The sequence below is a fragment of the Ruegeria sp. N8 genome (assembly GCF_056531325.1).
In genome coordinates, this window is record NZ_JBQFLQ010000010.1 from 1 (window position 1) to 17,623 (window position 17,623).

Here is a 17,623-nt window from a genome sequence, read left to right on the forward strand (position 1 = left end):
CGGCGGGCAGCTCCATGCCGCTTTCGGCGGCGTGGTCGGCATAGTTCAGGCCGATGCAGATGAACTTGCCCACCTGGCCCACACAGGCCCCAATGCGCGGGTTGCCCTCGACCAACGGCAAGGTTGCCGTGTCGATAGCTCGCAAAGCATCAAGACCGGCATCGGACAACACCTCGCCCGAGATGTCTCCAATCGTGCCCGACAAATCACGGATCGCGCCGTTTCCATCCAGCAGCCCCGGCTTTTCCTGACCAGCCAGGCCATAACGCAGCAGTTTCATCTAAGTCTCTCCTTGCTTACACGGTCCAGCCGCCGTCGATGGCGAAAGTCTGTCCAGTGGTAAATCCACTTTCATCGCTGGCCAGATAGGTCGCCAGCGCTGCAATCTCGTCTGCGTGGCCAATCCGCCCCATCGGTTGCCGCGCGATAAAGTCTTTCAGTGCCTGATCGTAGTCACCAGTTGCCCGCAAACGGTCATGCAAACTGGGGCTGTCTACGGTTCCGGGGCAAATTGCGTTGCAGCGAATGCCCTGTGTTACGAAATCCGCTGCAATTGACTTTGTCAGCCCGATCACCGCAGCCTTGGACGTGCAATAAGAGAACCGGTTCGGCACACCCTTAATCGAAGACGCAACCGAGGACATGTTGATGATCGACCCCCCGCCGGCCTCCAACATGCCCGGCAGCACCAGCTTGGCCAGCCGGTACATTGCCTTGACGTTCAGATCAAAACTGAAATCCCACTGGCCCTCGTCACAATCCAAGATCGAGCCCGCGCCCACAAAGCCTGCGCAGTTGAACAGAACATCCAGAGGACCGGTTTGCTCCACCGCTTCTGTCACTGCATCCGCGTCTGTGACATCCAGCTTCAACGCGGTGACACCTTCGAGTTCGGCCAGTTCAGCCAAGGTGTCGTCGTTGATGTCGCAAGCTATCACCTGAGCGCCCTCGGCCACGTACCTCTCGACGCTGGCGCGTCCGATGCCTTGCCCCGCAGCGGTAACCAAAGCTTTTTTTCCGGCCATTCGGCCCTGAGTTGGGTTCATATCGATCTCGATCATTAGTTCAGATGTTATGTGTTGGCCGATGTGAGCGATCAAAGCCAGCCGCCTTTAGCCTGGGTTTAACATTGGACTTCAGCCTCGCTCAGACCAGCAGTGCGTCAGCGCTCTGGAATTTGGCTTGGGCGGTCTTTTCTACCACGATTCCTCCCCACTATATTATTTAAATGCAAATCATACTTTCATTTATAAATCAACATTGACTTCTGATTACGACCCAAGCGATGATCGAACGCTCAGACTCATCGGCCTGACAAGGAGGGCAAAGTGGCAAATTCGTCCGAGAAATACCGCGCTCCAGCTTTAGAAAAAGGACTTGATATTATTGAGCTTCTTGCCCTTCACGGCGACGGAATATCACAAGGTGAAATTGCGCGAGCCTTGCAACGTTCGCAAAGCGAAATTTACCGAATGCTATCCACATTGGTGCGGCGGGGGTATGTCGTTCGATCGAAGGACGGTGATCTTTACTCCCTAAGCCTGAAAATGTTCGCAGTGTCCCAGGGGCATCCACCAATTGAACGCCTGATGGAGGTTGCCTCCCCCAAAATGCGCGCAGTCACCAGACTTGCCTGGCAGTCTTGTCACCTTGGTATGGAAAGCAATGGAGACATCGTCGTCGTTGCTTCGGTTTCGGCCCCAGGAAATTGGGTGTTTTCGTTGCGCGTAGGCACTGTCATTGGCCTAAGCAACACAGGTACTGGCCGCGTTTTGGCTGCGTATCGAAGCGACCAGCAGATCGAAGAACTTCTGGATATGCATCGGTTGGCACAGGGAGAACCGGAAATCGACCGCAGTGAGTTCCTAGAGCATGTGAGCCGTATTCGGGAAGTTGGTTACGAGCGTATGCCATCTGCAACAGCAGTGGGCGTCACGAACCTTGCCTTTCCCGTCTTCGACCGTGAACGTGTGCCAATTTGTGTCGTGAACTGCCCCTATGTCGAGCGTATCGACAAGTTAGACGTGCCATCGTTGGATGAAGTACATCTGTTGTATCAGTCTTTGGCCGACGAGCTTACCAATTTCTACTCTGGCGAAAGCAGTTTACTGACCGAGCATTGACGGGAAAGGTTATGTGACCCCATTGAAGCTCCGCTGACCCAACAACGGACGCAGGGTACCCGGTGCAGTAATTGCGGCAGCCCTCGGCCGACTGCCGTTGACTTGTTACCGGCTTAAACCGACGCAAAGTTTCCTTCAGAAATCGCTTAGAAACGCGAATGCTCGGGCCTTTTTGTTTCTGGGGATATGGACACCGACGTCGGAGACGCGGCTACCCCACTGGCTGCTTCAGCGTGGGGGACGCTCTCGCGCATTTTGAGGCGGATAACGGTGAACATACCAGCGACCAGCATCAGCACCCAACACATCCATTGGACCGCTCTGTCACTGCCAAGAAGAGATCCGATACCCCCAAAAATTGGCCCGACCACGCTGCCGACGGTGTAAACAAACAATAAGGTGACAGCTGTGGCGCCTACATAAACAGGAACTGTACGGTCCATGGCATGCGCAACAAGGACCGAATAGAGCGGCATGATCAGTCCTCCCAGAAACACAGAGCCGATTATCATGACAACTTGCAGCACGAGCCCGCTTTCCCCGGCGATTGTAAACCCCTCGTTGCGTGAGGCAATTGACAGGATCATGACGGTCAAGGCGGCGCTCAGTGACATCGCTGCGATCATATAGCGGCGGTCCATTCGATCTGATGCGTGGCCGATTGGGAACTGAAACAGAATACGTCCCAAGTAGAAGGCTGCCACGACAAACGCGATCATATTTGCGCTCATCCCTGCGACCGAAGCCTGATAAGGCAAAACAGTCAGCAGCAGCGCCAATACGAAGCCGTTCACAAACACTCCGATGAACGCGGTTGGGGATTCCCGGAAGGACGCGATAAGGCGCAACTGCGCGTGCGCAGGCACACTGGGGGGAGAGGTTCGAGTCGGCACCAGAACGATGATCGCAATCGAATAAAGTGCGGACATCATCACAAACGCCTCGGACAAATCGCCCGAGAACAGTATGATAAAGGCCTGGCTTGCGACAGAGGTCACACCCAAAACGATGTAGTAGATGGACAGGATGCGCCCTCTGCTATTTGCGGGTGCAGAGTCGTTGATCCACGCATCCCCAATGGAATACAGACTGGCCGTAGCCAATCCGGTCGCAAATCGCGCAGCAATCAGGACAAAGGTGTTTTCTGAGATCGACAACAACAGGGCACACAGGCTGCACAATGCCGCCGAGGCTGCAAATGCCCGTATGTGACCAATCCGGGCCAAAGGCCGAAAGACAAAAAAACACCCAAGCAAGAAACCCAGAGAATAGCTTGCAGCGACGAAAGACGCTGCCTCTTGGCTGCCACCGGAATCCGCAATGCGCAATGACACCAAGGTGCCCAAAGCCGCCGTCGACAGGTGGATCATTCCAATGGACACAAACAACGAACGCAGAGACACAATGGATATTGTCATTTCAGCCTCATATTGGTTTGCAAGCTACGGCCCCGACGACAGTTGTCGTTGTCTACAGCTTGAATTTCACTCCAATGAGCAAACCGTGCTGTTCAACGTCATAGACGAACCCGTCTCCATCCTCGCGATCGACAGAGAAGTACCGGTAGCCACCGACCACATCCACGGTTTTACTTACCCGGTAGCCGAAACCGCCGAACACATCCGAGGTGAAATCCGACCCCCCACCTCCGACAAATGCCCAACCCGTCACATACCAGTCTTCTGAAACATATGATTGACCGCGAAGACCAATGATACCATCGAACCAATCGTCCCCTCCGCTGACCTCACGGCCCGGAACGGTCCCGGCACTGAGCGAACCGTCAATGGATACGTCATAATACCGAAGGCCAACCGCCAGACTCAATTCGGATGTTTGCGTTGCGAGGGCCACGTATTCCGGCCCAAGCGTTGCAATCAGAATATCGGTGTCAACAACGGCCGAGCTAAAGGCTGGGCCAGGTGTTGAGGCGCTGGAATTGAAGTCAAAATACTGAAGATCGCCAAAAACCCCGAACCTGTCCTTTGTTGCTGATCCAGCGATCATGAAACCGATTTCCAGTTCGTCCAGCAAGTCGCTGAAAGACGCGTCGACACCCAATGTCGGCGCTCGAGGCCCCGGAGATACATCGCCATTCAGACTGGGCATCCAAAGATATGGGGTCAGCGCGAAATCCCACCCAGATGCCGCCTCCTGAGCCTGTCCGGAAAGAGGTGCAAAAGTCAGCGCCAAGGCGACTGCAGGCTTCCATGCTGCGATCTGGGTACGTTTTCCCTGATGGCTACTCCGGTGTGTTTCGGACAAATTTTTCCGATGCATGTTTCAATTTCTCCTCAACCAGCGTCATTTTGCATGTGACGGACTATCTGCGCCGCGGGTCGTCTGCACCACGCGTTGGCCGGGGTTGTGGCCCCGATCGTTTCGGTCCACTCGGTATGTGCGGCCATTTTCTTCAGTGTTTCCGGGAATGCGGTGGCCAACACTGTCACGTTGCCATCCCAACCCTGTTCTTCGATCAGCGTCTTGCGGGCGTCCGGCTGTTGGCCCGCGTTATCCTGAACAAACTGATCTGCCTTGGACACTTCAAGCGGGTAGGTCGCCGCGACAAGCATCTGAATCAGCAGCGTACCCGGATAAAGCGCAACCGGAGTGGTAAGTTTCTGAAGCTCTTCCGCCGTAAACTGGGCCTCGTCCGCTGTTTCTGCCGCTTGCTCGGTCGTTGTGTTCTGCGCCGTTGCTCCGACGGGTGCAACCAACACGGCAGCGATCCATAGAAATGCCAAAAAAACGGTCGATCTTGTGCGCATCTCAGGGATTCCTTTTCCGAAATTCGCTGAAGCCGAGGACAAGGCAGTTACTGGCGCGACTGGATGGTCTATTCATCCGCCCACCCTCACAACTTGCAGCAGCCCGTCGATGCCGGTGCCAATTTTGCGACCCACAGGGAAACTGACATCCGATTCAAAACTTGAGTTTTCACTCAGGGCAGTGCCGATCAACTGCGCGATTTCGGGCGAGTCCTTGAATTTCGAATGTGCCAATGAGCCCGTATTTTTGACTGCGCTAAGGTCGATTGCATTAACGCCCAGTTCGGCCAAATCCTCGGCTGGGATCTGTCCCAGACGCGAGACACCGCCGGCGACCCGTTGGCTGGCCCTGAGCGCCTTGTCATCCTGAGACACAAGCACGACGAACCGTCGATACTGTTCCGGAAACCTGCGAATTTGCGTCAGAAACAGATCTATATCTATATCGGGTGCGGCCAGAACGACGTTTTGGGCCTTCCCCGTCGGGTTCAGCCCGGTCGTCATTGAAATCTGCCGCCCGGCCTCCATGACCAGGAATGTGCCCATCGAATGAGCCACTAGATCGTATCCTTCAATGTTGCTGCTTTCCATGACGGAAAACATGCTGACCAGGTGATCTCGAGCGATCAGGGCGCTGTTTATGTCGTAGACATATTTGACGGTCTGCCCGCTTGAAGCCCAGGTGAACAAGATCGGGACCCCCTTATATCCGGAATCTTCGACGAATTGGGCCATTTGCAAAACCGCGCTGGTCAGGTTCGTGTTATATCCATGCACGAACAACAGCACTTCGTGATCATTGCGGGGCAAAGCTCGCACCGAACGGCTGACTTCTTGCCGGAATTGGGTTCCGTCACTGAACAACTGCGGTGCTGTGATCACGAAATGCTTGCGTGGGTCGGCAGGCAGGGATGACGGACGTTCAATATTCCCTTTCTGATGATCCGGGGGGATGGTGACGTCGACAGCAGCAAAACTCATGTCAGAGGCGCGGTCGCCTGAAAAGAACTCGGATGGGTCGTCAGACAGTGCGCGCGGCGTCGCAATGTAGATCCTATGGCGGGTGAGTTCCGGAACGCTGGAAACCGGTATTGCGGTTTCGACGCCCACAAGGTTTTGGGGCCCGCCGCACCCCGCGCAAACACTTAGCAGCATGACGATCAAAAAGCGCATTGAAACCAGTCCTGTTACAGGTCCGTCGAGTGGGGCCGCTATATTGGGCGCCCCCCGGAGGCGTCATTGGAACTGAATCTTTATGGATTGTTCCACCGGGGCCGACAGCTTTACACCCGTGGATTTATGGCGCGCAACGATCACTACGCACGCAGCGTTGACCAGCGTAATATCACCAGCCGATTGAACCGGGACAACACCACCGGCCACTCCGAAATATTGCCCAACAAAATCCAGCGGGTCGGTCAGACCATATACCTCACCCTCAATCTCGCCCACGCGAGCACCCGACTCCAAGGCCTTCACGCCGTTGGCCGAGAAGGGGATCTCTTGCCCGTCATTCAAGGTCAGAACACCTTTGCCCCATCGAACCCCAACAAGGATCGAGAAGCTTTGGCCGTTAAAGGTGATCTTTCCGGAAAGCGGCAGGTTTTCTCCGCAGGGGGCATTGGCCGTCTGCGCTGTGGCCGCAGGTATCTGAGTAAAGGAAAGCGCCAGGATGGCAACGGTATTGAGTGCTGTTTTCTTAGAAATAAACGGGATCATTGCGGTCTCCTACTCGGAATAGGGTTTCAAAGGATGTGTCTCGGGGGACTTATTGTTCGGGTGTTTGCCGCATGAAGAAGAACTCCTCGACAACAGCCTTGGTTTCGGGACGTAGGTTGACGATCCCGTCATAAGGGACACCGGTGCCCGGAGGCGTATCGGGGTATTTCTGTTTGCGTAGGAAATGCCGCTGGATCATGTTGACGAATTTCGCGCTGCCCCAGGCACCGATCTCGGTCGAGACGGGATATTTTTCCTGCGGGTCGCGAAACAGGTCGTAGAAATCCGCGAGGATCGCATTTTCGATGTTTCCGCCGGGGATCGCCAGCTTGTATTGCTCTTTAACCACGGCCTCCAACTTGTCGATGTTGTAGAGGAACACGTAGTCCCGGCGGCCATGCGCCTCGCCATTCAGCAGCAGGGACGTCTGGTCAATGCCGTCGATAACCCGATCCCGCGGAATTGCATCGGTGGCCCCAGCCACACGCGCTAGCGTTGTGAACAGATCGGTGACATGGACCATATCGCCAACAACCGATCCGGCCTGGATCATCTCGGGCCAGCGAACAAAGGCGTCCACGCGAACGCCACCCTCGGTCGTGGCACCCTTGCCGCCCCTGAAGATCATGGGCGTGTAACCTGACTGAGGCGCGTATTTTGTGAAATGTCCGTTGTCACCCATAATGATGACGATGGTGTTGTCGGCGACGCCCAACGTCTCCATCTCGGCCAAAAGGTCGCCGATCCAGGTGTCCACCAGCTTCATTTTCTCGACATAGTGACCGCCATTGGGCGTCGTGTATTCGCTGGTTGTCGTGCGCGGTCCGGTTAACGGATAAAGCGGCCAGTATTGCAAGAAGAACGGCTCGTCCTTGGCGGCAAGGCTACGTAGCTGTTCCATTGCCTGCTCTTGATATCGCACGTTCATTTCATGGTACTTGGCTTCGTTCCAACGTTCGCCCGGTTCCATATGGACCTCGCGCACGTCCTCGTTGCGCACGCCTTCCACTCCAGTGGCCAAACGCGAAGCGTCAGTGCGCAACCAACGATCCATCGTATAGAGATCGTCATAGTTGTTGTCGCCGATCCCAATCGAGACCTCCTCGTCGGCTGCATCGTCGTGATAGATCGTCAACTGACCCTGCTGATGGATCGGAAAAGCCGCAAAATCGAAACCTTGGTAATTTGGCCAGGACTCGCGGATATCGCCCATGTGCCACTTTCCGATATGGGCGGTGTTGTATCCTGCATCTGACAGCAGCTCGGCCAGTGTCACCTCATCTTCAGCTAGGCCGAAGCCCGCTAACTCGACCTGCGTGTTGCCCATCCCATTCCGATGCGGCTGTCGGCCGGTCATAAAAGCCACGCGGGTTGGTGTGCAGGAAGGTTCCGTATACATCCGCGCCAGCCGCATACCTTCGGCGGCGAATTGATTGATCGCGGGGGTCTTGTAGCCACGGATCATGTTCAGGGTTTCACTGCCCAGATCGCCAAAGCCGATATCGTCAATCAAGATATACAGAACATTCGGCGGCTTGCCGTCATTGGCGTCCTGAAATTGGGCCAGTGTAGCGTCGATTTCCTGATCTTCGCGCGCCCATTCTTCGCCGTTCTGCGCTTCGAGAATGTAGTATTCGGCGTCCCTGACGATCGGCCCGCTCTGCGCGCCGACTTGCGTGCCGGTCAACACCGAAATACCTGCTATCAGCGCGGTTGCGAGGGTGTGGCTATTGCGCGGCTCTGTCATGCTATCATCCCGTTTTCTGATCCAAGAACCCTGATCGCCCTGCGGGTCGGAAACTTCCGAAACAGCCTGAACCATCAGATGGTTGTGCAGACAATTGGATGATGCAAAACGCCACCGAACAATGTAACTTGGGGCGTGTAACCGTTACAGATTGTCTGTGAGGCGACCCGCCTATGACCGAAACCGAAATTGACAGAGAGGAAAAGCAAGCCGCTCTGCGTCGCGTTGTTGAAAGCGACGAATTCGGCGGGGCCGAACGCCTGAGGGCTTTCCTGACCTACGTGGTCGAACAGGAACTGGCCGGGCGACCAGACATGATTTTGGGAAAAAGGATCCTGGAAGAGGTGTACCACAAAGGCCCATGTGCCGATGGCGCGCCAGAAAACGTGGTCAGGGTCGATGCCACCAGATTGCGCCAAAGGTTGGATCTTTACTATGGCACCGAAGGTCGAGGGGACCCGGTGCGTATTTATATCGACAAGGGAGGCTACACCCCTCGTTTCGAACTGAAGTCTAAGACGACCGAGCTGGCCCCTCGGGCTCGTCCCACATTTCGGGTAAAATGGGTTCTGGGTGGCACTCTTGTTGCAGGGCTTGTGGCAGCGGTCTATTTCAGCTTCTTGCGCACGGACACAACCCCTGAGGCGCTATCGCCTGAAGCACGATCCGCGTTGTTCGAAAATAATCCCACCAACCTGTTGGCCAGAAACATGACCCAAGAGGCGCGGGGCTTGCTGTTTCCTGCGCCCGAACTGGTACGCGTTTCAGCAGCGCTGGACATGTTCGAAGAGGCAATGCGACTGGACCCGAACTACTATGGCAGCTACGCGGGGGCTTCGCAGGCGTCGACCATTCTTGCCGGGCTGTCCCCCAACGCGGAGATGCGTCAGGCCTATATGCAATCAGCTAATGAATTGGCGGAACGCGCGCTCGAACTGGATTCGACCAAATCATGGAGCCATTCCGCCAGGGCCTTTTCGCAAATGGTACGTCGCGATTTTGCTTCAGCGCAAACCTCCAGTCGCCGTGCCTTAGAGCTTGAGCCCGATGACCTATACGCGCTTGAAATCGATGCCATAATTTCGGTGTTTTCGGGCGATTTCGAACGGGCGATAGCCAACGCAAACCCAAAACTTCATCAACATCGCCCCGGACGGGGGCTGCCTTGGCGCAACACGTTGGGGAATGCGTATTTCCACGCGGGTGAATACCAAAAGTCGATCACTCACCTGACGCAAGCGGTCCGCTCTGGCGGTCCCATAAGCGAGATCAACACCGCCCATCTTATCGCTGCCTATCAAGCATCTGGACAGCATGAAAAAGCTAGGGAAATGGTTGTTGCGTTTCAAACATCGTGGCCGGAAAGCCGTGTTTCGCAGGTCCTAAAAGCCTTGTTCGAGGACATAGCCGATGCCGAACGTGTTTTGCGACAATTGGCGGCTGCTGGATGGATCGATCCGGTCTCGCGATAAGTCCATTCGATTGTAGTATTGTTTTCTTTTTTGATTGCGTGGGTTGAGCTAGCGAGCGGAGACGTGTCGCGGCCAGTTACGATCACGCGGACTCCGCCTACATGCTTCGGAGCTATGTCGATCGCGCAAACATGGTTTGGGCTTCACATAGGCAACAGCAGGCACACTTTTTTGCCGAAGAACAAAAGGGATGACCGAGATCGGTAGAACAACCAGCATCCACTGCAAACCCAAAGGTTTAACTCCGCCTTTACTTATCGATCTTGCTGATCTTTGTCCCCTTAAGACTAGTTCCCGCCATCAAACCTTCCTGACCGAACACTATTGGTACGATATCTCCTTGAAGGTCATTGGTGCCCATGGAAACAGACCAGCCTTGATCACCACCAACCAGTGTCGGTCCGGTGCCTGCCTCCCAGCCATTGTTGTTGCGAAAATATTCAAGGGCAGCGTCGTTCATGAAGAACATTGCATATGAGAATTGCTGAACACCCGCCTGAAACCCGTATGAGGCACCCGCAATATTGTAGTAGCCCGTTGTGACCCCATTCTCTCGCATGGCGCCTTCACCGAATTGACCTCCGACGACCAAGCCACCTGCAGTGACTTTCGGAAAAATCAAAATGGCTATCGCTTCTTCGGACAAGTCTCTGGCTTCGGATGAGTTGCTGTACAATTGATCAAGTGCGGCACTTGCCCCATTGTCGATTTCGGACGCGGTCAAACCACTGGTCGTGTCCAAAACAGCCTCGCTTGCAGTTTCAGCGACATCACCTGCCTTTTTGGCCGCGTCGGAAACGCCTTTCGTCACCTTGTCCAGAAGGTTTTCCGCATATGCGGATTGCTCGGTGGGAAACCCTAAAATGCCAACAAACAAAAATGCGGCGAAAAATATGAAACGCAACATCTTATCCTCCCTGTTCATCCGAAGTGACTTGGCAAAAAAGCACATGCTGTAACAGATAGCACAGCTTACTTCGGGTTAGTTCAAGTATCTATTGCGCAGCTTTTCCAGATCCTGATCTGTCAGCCCAAGGCCCTCATGCAGGTAATTGTCGACCGAACCGTAAGTCTCGTTCACACTGCTATAGAAGTTATTCAAATACTCCATTCGAACACCCAACGAGGGCCAGACCGCTTCAGGGGTCATGCTCGTGCCGCGTTCAGCGTTCACTTGATCAGCAATTTTCACGGATGCGTTGCGGGCATCCTTGAGAACGTTGCTCATCATGAAATCTGCCTCGATGTCTTCTTGGGTGACGCCCAACGCGCTCAACACCAAGGCAGTGGCAACACCGGTTCTGTCTTTTCCACCCGAGCAGTGATACAGCACAGCCTCCCCCTCCGGTTGCTCGATCAGGACGTCAAACAAAGCACGAAATTCTTTTGTGTAGTCAGTGGCGATATATCCGAAGGCCTCGAAAAAGAGAGTGTCCGTTTGCGTCTCGGTCGCCGTCCCTGACTTGATGCTTGCACGCATGTCTTCGATCATCTGAGCCTCTTGTTCCATGACCGGGAAATTGTAGCGTTCAGGCCCTTGTCCATCCGGCCACAAAACAGGGTCAGCAGTCGATTCCAACGTGGTTCTTAGATCCACTATAGAAGTAACCCCCAGATCCTCGACAAGAGCCATTCCGTCGGCACCCATACGATCAATTTCACCGGAACGAATAAGTTGCCCGGTTCGAATGCTGCGCCCGTCTTTGGTCTGCAATCCGCCTAAGTCCCTGGTATTGGCCACGCCTTCAATCGGGATGGCGCGATCCTCGGAGGCTTGCGTTTGCTCAGCATCCCCCAACCCGCATAAGGCGAGAGCTACGATTGCCGCGCGTACAATGGTCATTTGTTTCTCCTTCCGGGTGGTCTTAGGGTGATGATGGGAATGACCGTCAAGGGTTTGGTGAACCTCAGGTTTGGGTCACGTTTCGACCTTAGAAATCAAACCGAGCGCCGACGAAGGGACCGTCAAAGGTCAAATCCGAAATCGCCTGCGAATTACCGATGTTCCAATCGAGATACCGATAGCCCAGCACCAGGTCCCAATTGTTGATCTTATAATTTGCAGCCAAGCTAAGCTGAGTTGTCAGGTCACTTTCTCCGGCACCGATATCCGCATAGTAGGACATCCCCCAACGATCACTGAACTGGCGTGTTCCACGCAGACCGACCACAACGTCCCAGTTGTTGATCTTACCCGACACACGTTGCGAGCCGCCGGAGACTTCGATGTCAACGGTATTGTCTAGGTTCAGGCTTCTTACCCCGCCTAAAACTGTGAAAAGGGTGCCTGGCGCATCAACCAAATCGTATCCAACCGAGCCCGTAAATACGGTCCCTTCGACATCGACATCCGAAGAGGCAGGGATACCCGGACCGACGGCACTATTTTGATCGTTGCTCAGGTTTAGATACAGGGCATCGACAAAGACCGAAAGCTTTGCGCGTCGCGCTTCGACAGCGCCCATCAACCCGAAGTCGAGATTGTCCAGAATGTCGCCGAAACTTACATCGATGCTGTTCCCAGTGGTTGTTTCACCGCTTAATGCGGGCGCCCAGAGATACAGGTAGGCGGTAAAATCCCAGGTCGGGTTATCTGCCTTCGCGGGCAGAGCAAATCCGGCCCAAAACGCGCAGGCAATCGCAGACAAGCGCCATCTCTTTCCGGCGAAAAAGGTACTGTTCATTTTCAGGGCCTTTGTGAAATTTCTAAGTGCGGAGGGGCGCAGAGGTGCAAGCTCTGCGCCCGGCTGAGTGGTTTATTGCCAGCTCATGAACACGTCGCGTGTTTCCTCGCTTTCAGGACGCAAGTTCTCAATACCGCCGTAGGGAATGTCTTTACCAATTTCCGAGTTGGGATATTTGGCCATCATCTTTTGATGTCGCTTGACCATGTCCTGGAACGAGGCACCGGCCCAAAGAGAATACCCAACTAGCGGATGTTCTTCGCGCGGGTCCCTATAGACATTGTAGGTCGGCGCAGCAGCCCCCGGAGCACCCGGCGCAGGCAGATGCATCTTGAATTCCTGTTTGACGATCGACCGCAGCACGGGGCCTTCGTAGACGTAAACATAATCACGCCGCCCATTACCTTCACCCTCCAGCAGCAACGCTGTTTGGTCGACCCCGTCAATTACTCGGTCGCGCGGAATGAATTCTGTCGCCCCGGCAATGCGCGCGATCGTGGTGTAAATATCCGAGACGTGGAAAATGTCCCCTGCAGCGCTGTCAGCTTCGATCACACCGGGCCAGCGAATAAACGCATCCGTGCGCACCCCGCCTTCCAGATGCTGAGTTTTGCCGCCGCGATAGATCAATTGGTTCAGGCCAGAGGTTCCTTCGTAGTGATACATCAGACCATTGTCGGCCATGATCATGACGATGGTATTGTCGGCCTCACCTGTCTCCTCTAGCTTGGCCAGAACGTCTCCGATCCATTCGTCCAAAAGCTGCAACTTGTCCGCATGAAACCCGCCGTTGCGCGAGAGGGCTTGATCCGGGTAGACAAAGTTCAACGGGTAAAGCGGCCAGTATTGCAGAAAGAATGGCTCATCCAGCGCCGCAACGCGCTCAAGCTGCTCCATAGCTTGCGCCTGATAGCGCTCATTCATCTCTTCATATTTGGCCTGTGTCCACTCTTCGCCCGGGGCCATTTCAACCTCGCGCGCGGGCCCGCCTGCTTCGGCCTCAACCCCTGTCACCAAGCCGTAGGGTTTAAAGCGCTCGTCCAGCAAAAATTGGTTGTTCTGACCCGAGGCATGGTATCCCAACATATTGTTGGCCTGCATTGCCTCGCGGGTCATCAGGCTTAGCTGCACCTGTTGGTGCAGCGGAAAGGCTGCGTAGTCGAAACCCTGATTGTGGGGATAGGCCTCTTCGATATCGCCTTGATGCCACTTGCCAACGTGAGATGTGTTATACCCCACCTCTTTCAGAATCTCGGGAAGCGTCACTTCGCTGGCAGGCAGACCCTCACCAACCAGAGCGACCTTGACCTCTTCAACCCCGGCCCGGATCGGATGCCGACCGGTCAACATAGCTGTACGTGTCGGTGTGCAGGACGGTTCAGTGTACATCCGCATCAGCGACATGCCTTCGCGGGCAAAACCGTTGATATTGGGTGTCTCGATCCCCATCACATAGTTCATCTTTCGCTCGCCCATCTGGCCGAAGCTGATGTCGTCAATCAGAATATACAAAAAATTTGGAGGCTTACCCCCGTTGGCCTCACGAATTTCAGCAAGTTTGGCGTCGATCTCGAGATCCTGCGCGTCCCACTCCTCTCCAAACTGAGCACGCAAAAAGCTGAATTCGCCGTCGTGTACAATTGGGTCGCTTTGCGCAACAACCTGCCCCCCGGTTAGGAATGTAAACATGGTTGTGGCCAACGCCATATATCTCAAACTAATCGTCACTGCAGGCTCTCCAGTTGGTGGTTACGTCTTGCAACGCCGCCACAAGAAGGTCGTGGCATTGGGCCGATAATGATTGATCGGACTGATGTGCCAGCTCTGTTAGGCGTCGGTACTCGGGCGGGGTGACAAAGGTCACAACCCTTTTGGAACGGGCGTCGGCATTTGGCAGGCGTGGTCTGCCCATGCGCGACTTGGAAGCTTGACGCGACACTTGACTTGGCCCCCCTCCAGTTTGTTTTCTTTACCGGTAAACTGTCAGGATGCTGAAATGGACCACATCAAAAATCGGCCAAATCCTCAGGAATACGATGCCAAGGCCGCTGAAGCGACCCCTTCTGCAATCGTGCTAGATCTGATGCATCCCAATGACCTTGCCGCGATGACGCCCTGGGAACTGGATTTTCGCCAGCTTGACCCCGGCCCTTTGTCCACACAAATCGCGGTGCGCTCTAGCCCGACATGTTCTGTTTTGAACATCTCGCTCAGCGGTGCGGTTCACCAACGCGGAGTCTCACCCGACGGGTGGAGCACATTCGGCATTTCCCGCAGAGGTACAATAGATTCCTGGCAAGGATGTGCGCTCGACGACGACGCCTTTCTGACTTTTGGTAACAAAGATGGTTTCGACGGCGTGTCTACGGGACGTTTCTTTGGCAATGTCGTTTCTTTTAACACCCGGCGGTTCCAGAAGCTCGCCCAGTGTTGCGGATATTCTATCGCAAGCGAAGGCCCGGCGCTGCGAATACAGATTTCCGATGTTAATGCGCGCAGAATGGATTGGCTGGAACGAGAAATCGCAAATCTGTTGAAACACTCGGATGAGCCGTGGAGCGAAGATGTTGAAGAAGCTCTGATGATCAAAGTGTTAGCCATCCTGACCAGCAGCGCAATTCATCAAGACAAGAGTTCAGCCCAAACCAGACGCCGCGCCCTTAACCGGGCTTTGGAGATGATGAACGACAATGCGCTGGAGCCCGTTTCCATCGAAGACCTGTGCGCAGCAACCGGCGCGTCATTGCGCACCCTGAACCGCGCTTTCAACGAACGCTTCGGGTATGGTCCAAAAGCATACTATATGCGACTGCGATTGGACGGTGTTCGCGAAGATCTACTGAACGGGGCTGGAGCGAAATCAATTGCCGATATAGCCAACAAACATGGGTTTTGGCACATGGGGCAATTCGCCCGAGACTATCGGCTGTTTTTTGGCGAATTGCCATCGGAGACGCAGATGAGACGCAGTGCGTGACGGTCTTCAAGCGCCTCGGCATAAATTTTGCGGTTAGAGCTTGAACACACGGGCCCGGCGATACCCACCACCCGTCATCCAGCCCGCGACGCCCTAAAAGGGACACCATGAACATGTTTCCGGTGGCAAGCACCAACAGGGGAATTCTGTGCGCTTTGAACCTGTCAACTTATTCGTCCGGCTCGGCGGGTGGGGGCAACAGGTTCATCTCGGTTCCGGTCAGTTGGGCGATCAGGCTTTCAAGAGCAAAGTCGCCTGGATTGGCGCGACTGGCAGCCGCGATGAGTTCTTCGACCTTTTCCTGCTGCCCGGAAACCGCTGCGATGCGGATACGCATGATCCAGGCGTCGACCAGCATGGGGTCCATTTCAACGGCGCGGGCAAAGGCCTGATCGGCGGCGGGAAGGTTGCGGGTGGTCAACGCAAAGCCACCCAGTTGCAAATGGGTTTCGGGAAAGTCCAGCCGCGCAGCCATCGCGCTTTGCCACTCGCCTATCGCCGAACGGAACGCGGCCGCAATCTTGTCAGGCAAATGCGCGATGGGTGCATTATAGAGTCCACGCGCCGCCGCGATCCGGACATTGCGGCTGGGATCATCCAGAATGGGCAACACTCGCTGTACCCGCTCATGACCGGGCAGGCTGTGCATGGCTTCGACAGCGGCAGATCGGATCACGGGGTCTGCCGCGTTGACCATATCCGAAATGCGCCCGATCTGTTTGGGGTCGCCGGTCTGGCCGATCAGCCAGATGGCAGTCGCCCGGATCAGTGCCGGGCTGCGGGCACTAAGGGCCAGGTCCACCAGATCGTCCGAGGCCAATGTGGGATTGATCTGTGCCCGCGCCAAAACCTGCCCGAAATGCGGCCCGCGGTTGGAACTGTCTGGGAACCAGTCGCGCAGCCGTGCTGCGGCCCAGTCCGGGGTCTGATCGGTGTGGCAGCTGGTGCAGGCATCCGGCGCGCCAGTCTCGGCGCTCAGATCCGGGCGGGGGATGCGGAAGGAATGATCGGCCCGCCAGTCATTGCCCATATAGACCTGCTCTGTCATGTGACAGGACCTACATTGCGCCCCGGCGCTGCCTTCCGGGTGGTGATGATGGGCGGGGCTGTCGAATTTGGCCAGCGGCAGGCTGGGAAAGCGCGGGTTGCCATCGGGGTTATGACACTGTGCGCAGACGGCGTTGCCATCAGCTATGACTTCGGCGCTATGGGCATCGTGGCAATCGGAACAGGTGACGCCCTTTTCATGCATTTTCGATTGCAGGAACGACCCGTATACATAGACCTCATCCCGGATCTGACCATCGGGGTAATAGAGGCCGGGCCGCAGCAGCGATAGGTTGTAGGCGTCGTGATAGGCGGTGCCCGGTTCAGGGTTGCCGTCAAAGAACGCCTCGCGTCGGGAATGACATCCCGCGCATTGTTGGATCAGCCCTTGCGGTGTCGACAGGTCAGCCGAGAATCCAAAGTTCAAGGGGGGCCCGCCAGCGCCCTGGGCCCATCCCACATGATCACGACCGGGGCCATGGCAGGCCTCGCAGCCGACGCCAATCTCGGCCTGAGTGGTCTGATATGTATCCGAGGCCGGGTCGTATCCGGTGTCGTACCCGGTGGCATGGCAGACGCCACAGCGCGCGTTCCAGCTTTTGTACGGCCCCGTCCAGTGCAGCGCGTCCGAAGGTGGCACGTTCTGATCCGGGTAAAGGTGGAACCATTCGGACTTTTCCGTATCCCAGACCACGTCGAAGCTCTGCAACCGGCCGGGCTCGGTTTCCAGCAAGTATTGCTGCAGAGGTTCGACACCGACAACTGAATGCACTGGGTAGTCGGTTGTCACACCGTCGCGCTCAGTCACGGTAACGTGGTGGGTGCCGTCTGCTTCAATCCGAAACCGCGCGGTCATGTCGCCCAACGTGAAAGTTGTCCCGTTGAAATCCGCGCGGATGTTGTCGGGTACGGCCTCAGTCCAGGCCCCCGCGTGGTGCGAGCCTTTCCAGGCATCAGCCTCGGCGCGGTGGCATTCGGTGCAGGCGTCCGAGCCGACATAATCTGCGCTTTGAGCGATAGCCGGCACAGCAGGGCCAGTAAGGGTTAACAGGGCAGAAATGAGCAGGCGCATCAGAGTCCTTCGGT

Annotated in this window: 15 protein-coding genes and 1 pseudogene; 3 read left to right on the forward strand and 13 right to left on the reverse strand. The window is 55.6% G+C overall.

Translation table 11 applies throughout. From position 1 onward, the window contains the following. Positions 1 to 280: pseudogene (locus ACR0C5_RS16440) on the reverse strand (2-hydroxyhepta-2,4-diene-1,7-dioate isomerase); the annotation flags it as partial. A 16-nt stretch (positions 281 to 296) separates the two neighbouring features. Then, positions 297 to 1,061 carry an SDR family oxidoreductase gene (locus ACR0C5_RS16445; protein ID WP_214648077.1) on the reverse strand — a complete coding sequence of 255 codons (765 nt, stop codon included), beginning with the start codon at positions 1,059 to 1,061 and terminating at the stop codon, positions 297 to 299. Between the two features lie 267 nt (positions 1,062 to 1,328). Here ACR0C5_RS16445 and ACR0C5_RS16450 point away from each other — a divergent pair, with 267 nt between their 5' ends. Next, positions 1,329 to 2,123: an IclR family transcriptional regulator gene (locus tag ACR0C5_RS16450; protein ID WP_480877921.1), complete on the forward strand. Its 795-nt coding sequence runs from the start codon at positions 1,329 to 1,331 to the stop codon at positions 2,121 to 2,123. A 146-nt stretch (positions 2,124 to 2,269) separates the two neighbouring features. Here the strand turns inward: ACR0C5_RS16450 and ACR0C5_RS16455 are convergent, their stop codons facing one another. The 6 genes from ACR0C5_RS16455 to ACR0C5_RS16480 all read right to left on the reverse strand — a co-directional run bounded on the left by ACR0C5_RS16455 (position 2,270) and on the right by ACR0C5_RS16480 (position 8,357). After that, positions 2,270 to 3,541, reverse strand: a complete 1,272-nt coding sequence (locus ACR0C5_RS16455; protein ID WP_480877923.1) for an MFS transporter — start codon at positions 3,539 to 3,541, stop codon at positions 2,270 to 2,272. 52 nt (positions 3,542 to 3,593) lie between these two features. After that, positions 3,594 to 4,403: a hypothetical protein gene (locus tag ACR0C5_RS16460; protein ID WP_480877925.1), complete on the reverse strand. Its 810-nt coding sequence runs from the start codon at positions 4,401 to 4,403 to the stop codon at positions 3,594 to 3,596. A gap of 14 nt (positions 4,404 to 4,417) precedes the next feature. After that, the gene (locus tag ACR0C5_RS16465; RefSeq protein ID WP_480505623.1) at positions 4,418 to 4,891 is read right to left on the reverse strand and encodes a DUF3300 domain-containing protein; all 474 of its coding nucleotides are present in this window, start codon (positions 4,889 to 4,891) and stop codon (positions 4,418 to 4,420) included. A gap of 72 nt (positions 4,892 to 4,963) precedes the next feature. Next, on the reverse strand, positions 4,964 to 6,064 hold the full coding sequence (locus ACR0C5_RS16470) for an alpha/beta hydrolase (RefSeq protein ID WP_170775043.1): 1,101 nt from the start codon (positions 6,062 to 6,064) through the stop codon (positions 4,964 to 4,966). Positions 6,065 to 6,127: 63 nt separating this feature from the next. Further along, a complete protein-coding gene (locus tag ACR0C5_RS16475; protein ID WP_170775044.1) occupies positions 6,128 to 6,610 on the reverse strand; it encodes a hypothetical protein in 483 nt (160 codons plus the stop codon). A 49-nt stretch (positions 6,611 to 6,659) separates the two neighbouring features. Next, complete coding sequence (locus ACR0C5_RS16480) at positions 6,660 to 8,357, reverse strand: sulfatase-like hydrolase/transferase (protein ID WP_480552516.1); 1,698 nt, start codon at positions 8,355 to 8,357, stop codon at positions 6,660 to 6,662. Between the two features lie 173 nt (positions 8,358 to 8,530). Between ACR0C5_RS16480 and ACR0C5_RS16485 the strand changes: the two genes are divergently transcribed. After that, positions 8,531 to 9,829 carry a tetratricopeptide repeat protein gene (locus ACR0C5_RS16485; RefSeq protein ID WP_480877928.1) on the forward strand — a complete coding sequence of 433 codons (1,299 nt, stop codon included), beginning with the start codon at positions 8,531 to 8,533 and terminating at the stop codon, positions 9,827 to 9,829. A gap of 250 nt (positions 9,830 to 10,079) precedes the next feature. On the opposite strand, the gene ACR0C5_RS16490 is transcribed toward ACR0C5_RS16485, so the two are convergent. From ACR0C5_RS16490 to ACR0C5_RS16505, 4 genes are all read right to left on the reverse strand, one after another. Next, on the reverse strand, positions 10,080 to 10,754 hold the full coding sequence (locus ACR0C5_RS16490) for a lipid-binding SYLF domain-containing protein (RefSeq protein ID WP_480877930.1): 675 nt from the start codon (positions 10,752 to 10,754) through the stop codon (positions 10,080 to 10,082). A 57-nt stretch (positions 10,755 to 10,811) separates the two neighbouring features. Further along, the gene (locus ACR0C5_RS16495) at positions 10,812 to 11,672 is read right to left on the reverse strand and encodes a tyrosine-protein phosphatase (protein WP_480877932.1); all 861 of its coding nucleotides are present in this window, start codon (positions 11,670 to 11,672) and stop codon (positions 10,812 to 10,814) included. A gap of 88 nt (positions 11,673 to 11,760) precedes the next feature. After that, positions 11,761 to 12,477, reverse strand: a complete 717-nt coding sequence (locus ACR0C5_RS16500) for a porin family protein (RefSeq protein WP_480877934.1) — start codon at positions 12,475 to 12,477, stop codon at positions 11,761 to 11,763. Between the two features lie 108 nt (positions 12,478 to 12,585). Continuing rightward, complete coding sequence (locus ACR0C5_RS16505; RefSeq protein WP_336510180.1) at positions 12,586 to 14,241, reverse strand: sulfatase-like hydrolase/transferase; 1,656 nt, start codon at positions 14,239 to 14,241, stop codon at positions 12,586 to 12,588. 211 nt (positions 14,242 to 14,452) lie between these two features. On the opposite strand from ACR0C5_RS16505, the gene ACR0C5_RS16510 reads away from it, so the two are divergent. Next, positions 14,453 to 15,490: a helix-turn-helix domain-containing protein gene (locus ACR0C5_RS16510; protein ID WP_480877937.1), complete on the forward strand. Its 1,038-nt coding sequence runs from the start codon at positions 14,453 to 14,455 to the stop codon at positions 15,488 to 15,490. 169 nt (positions 15,491 to 15,659) lie between these two features. Here ACR0C5_RS16510 and ACR0C5_RS16515 read toward each other — a convergent pair whose 3' ends face one another. Next, positions 15,660 to 17,609, reverse strand: a complete 1,950-nt coding sequence (locus tag ACR0C5_RS16515) for a multiheme c-type cytochrome (protein ID WP_480877939.1) — start codon at positions 17,607 to 17,609, stop codon at positions 15,660 to 15,662. Positions 17,610 to 17,623 lie beyond the last annotated feature (14 nt).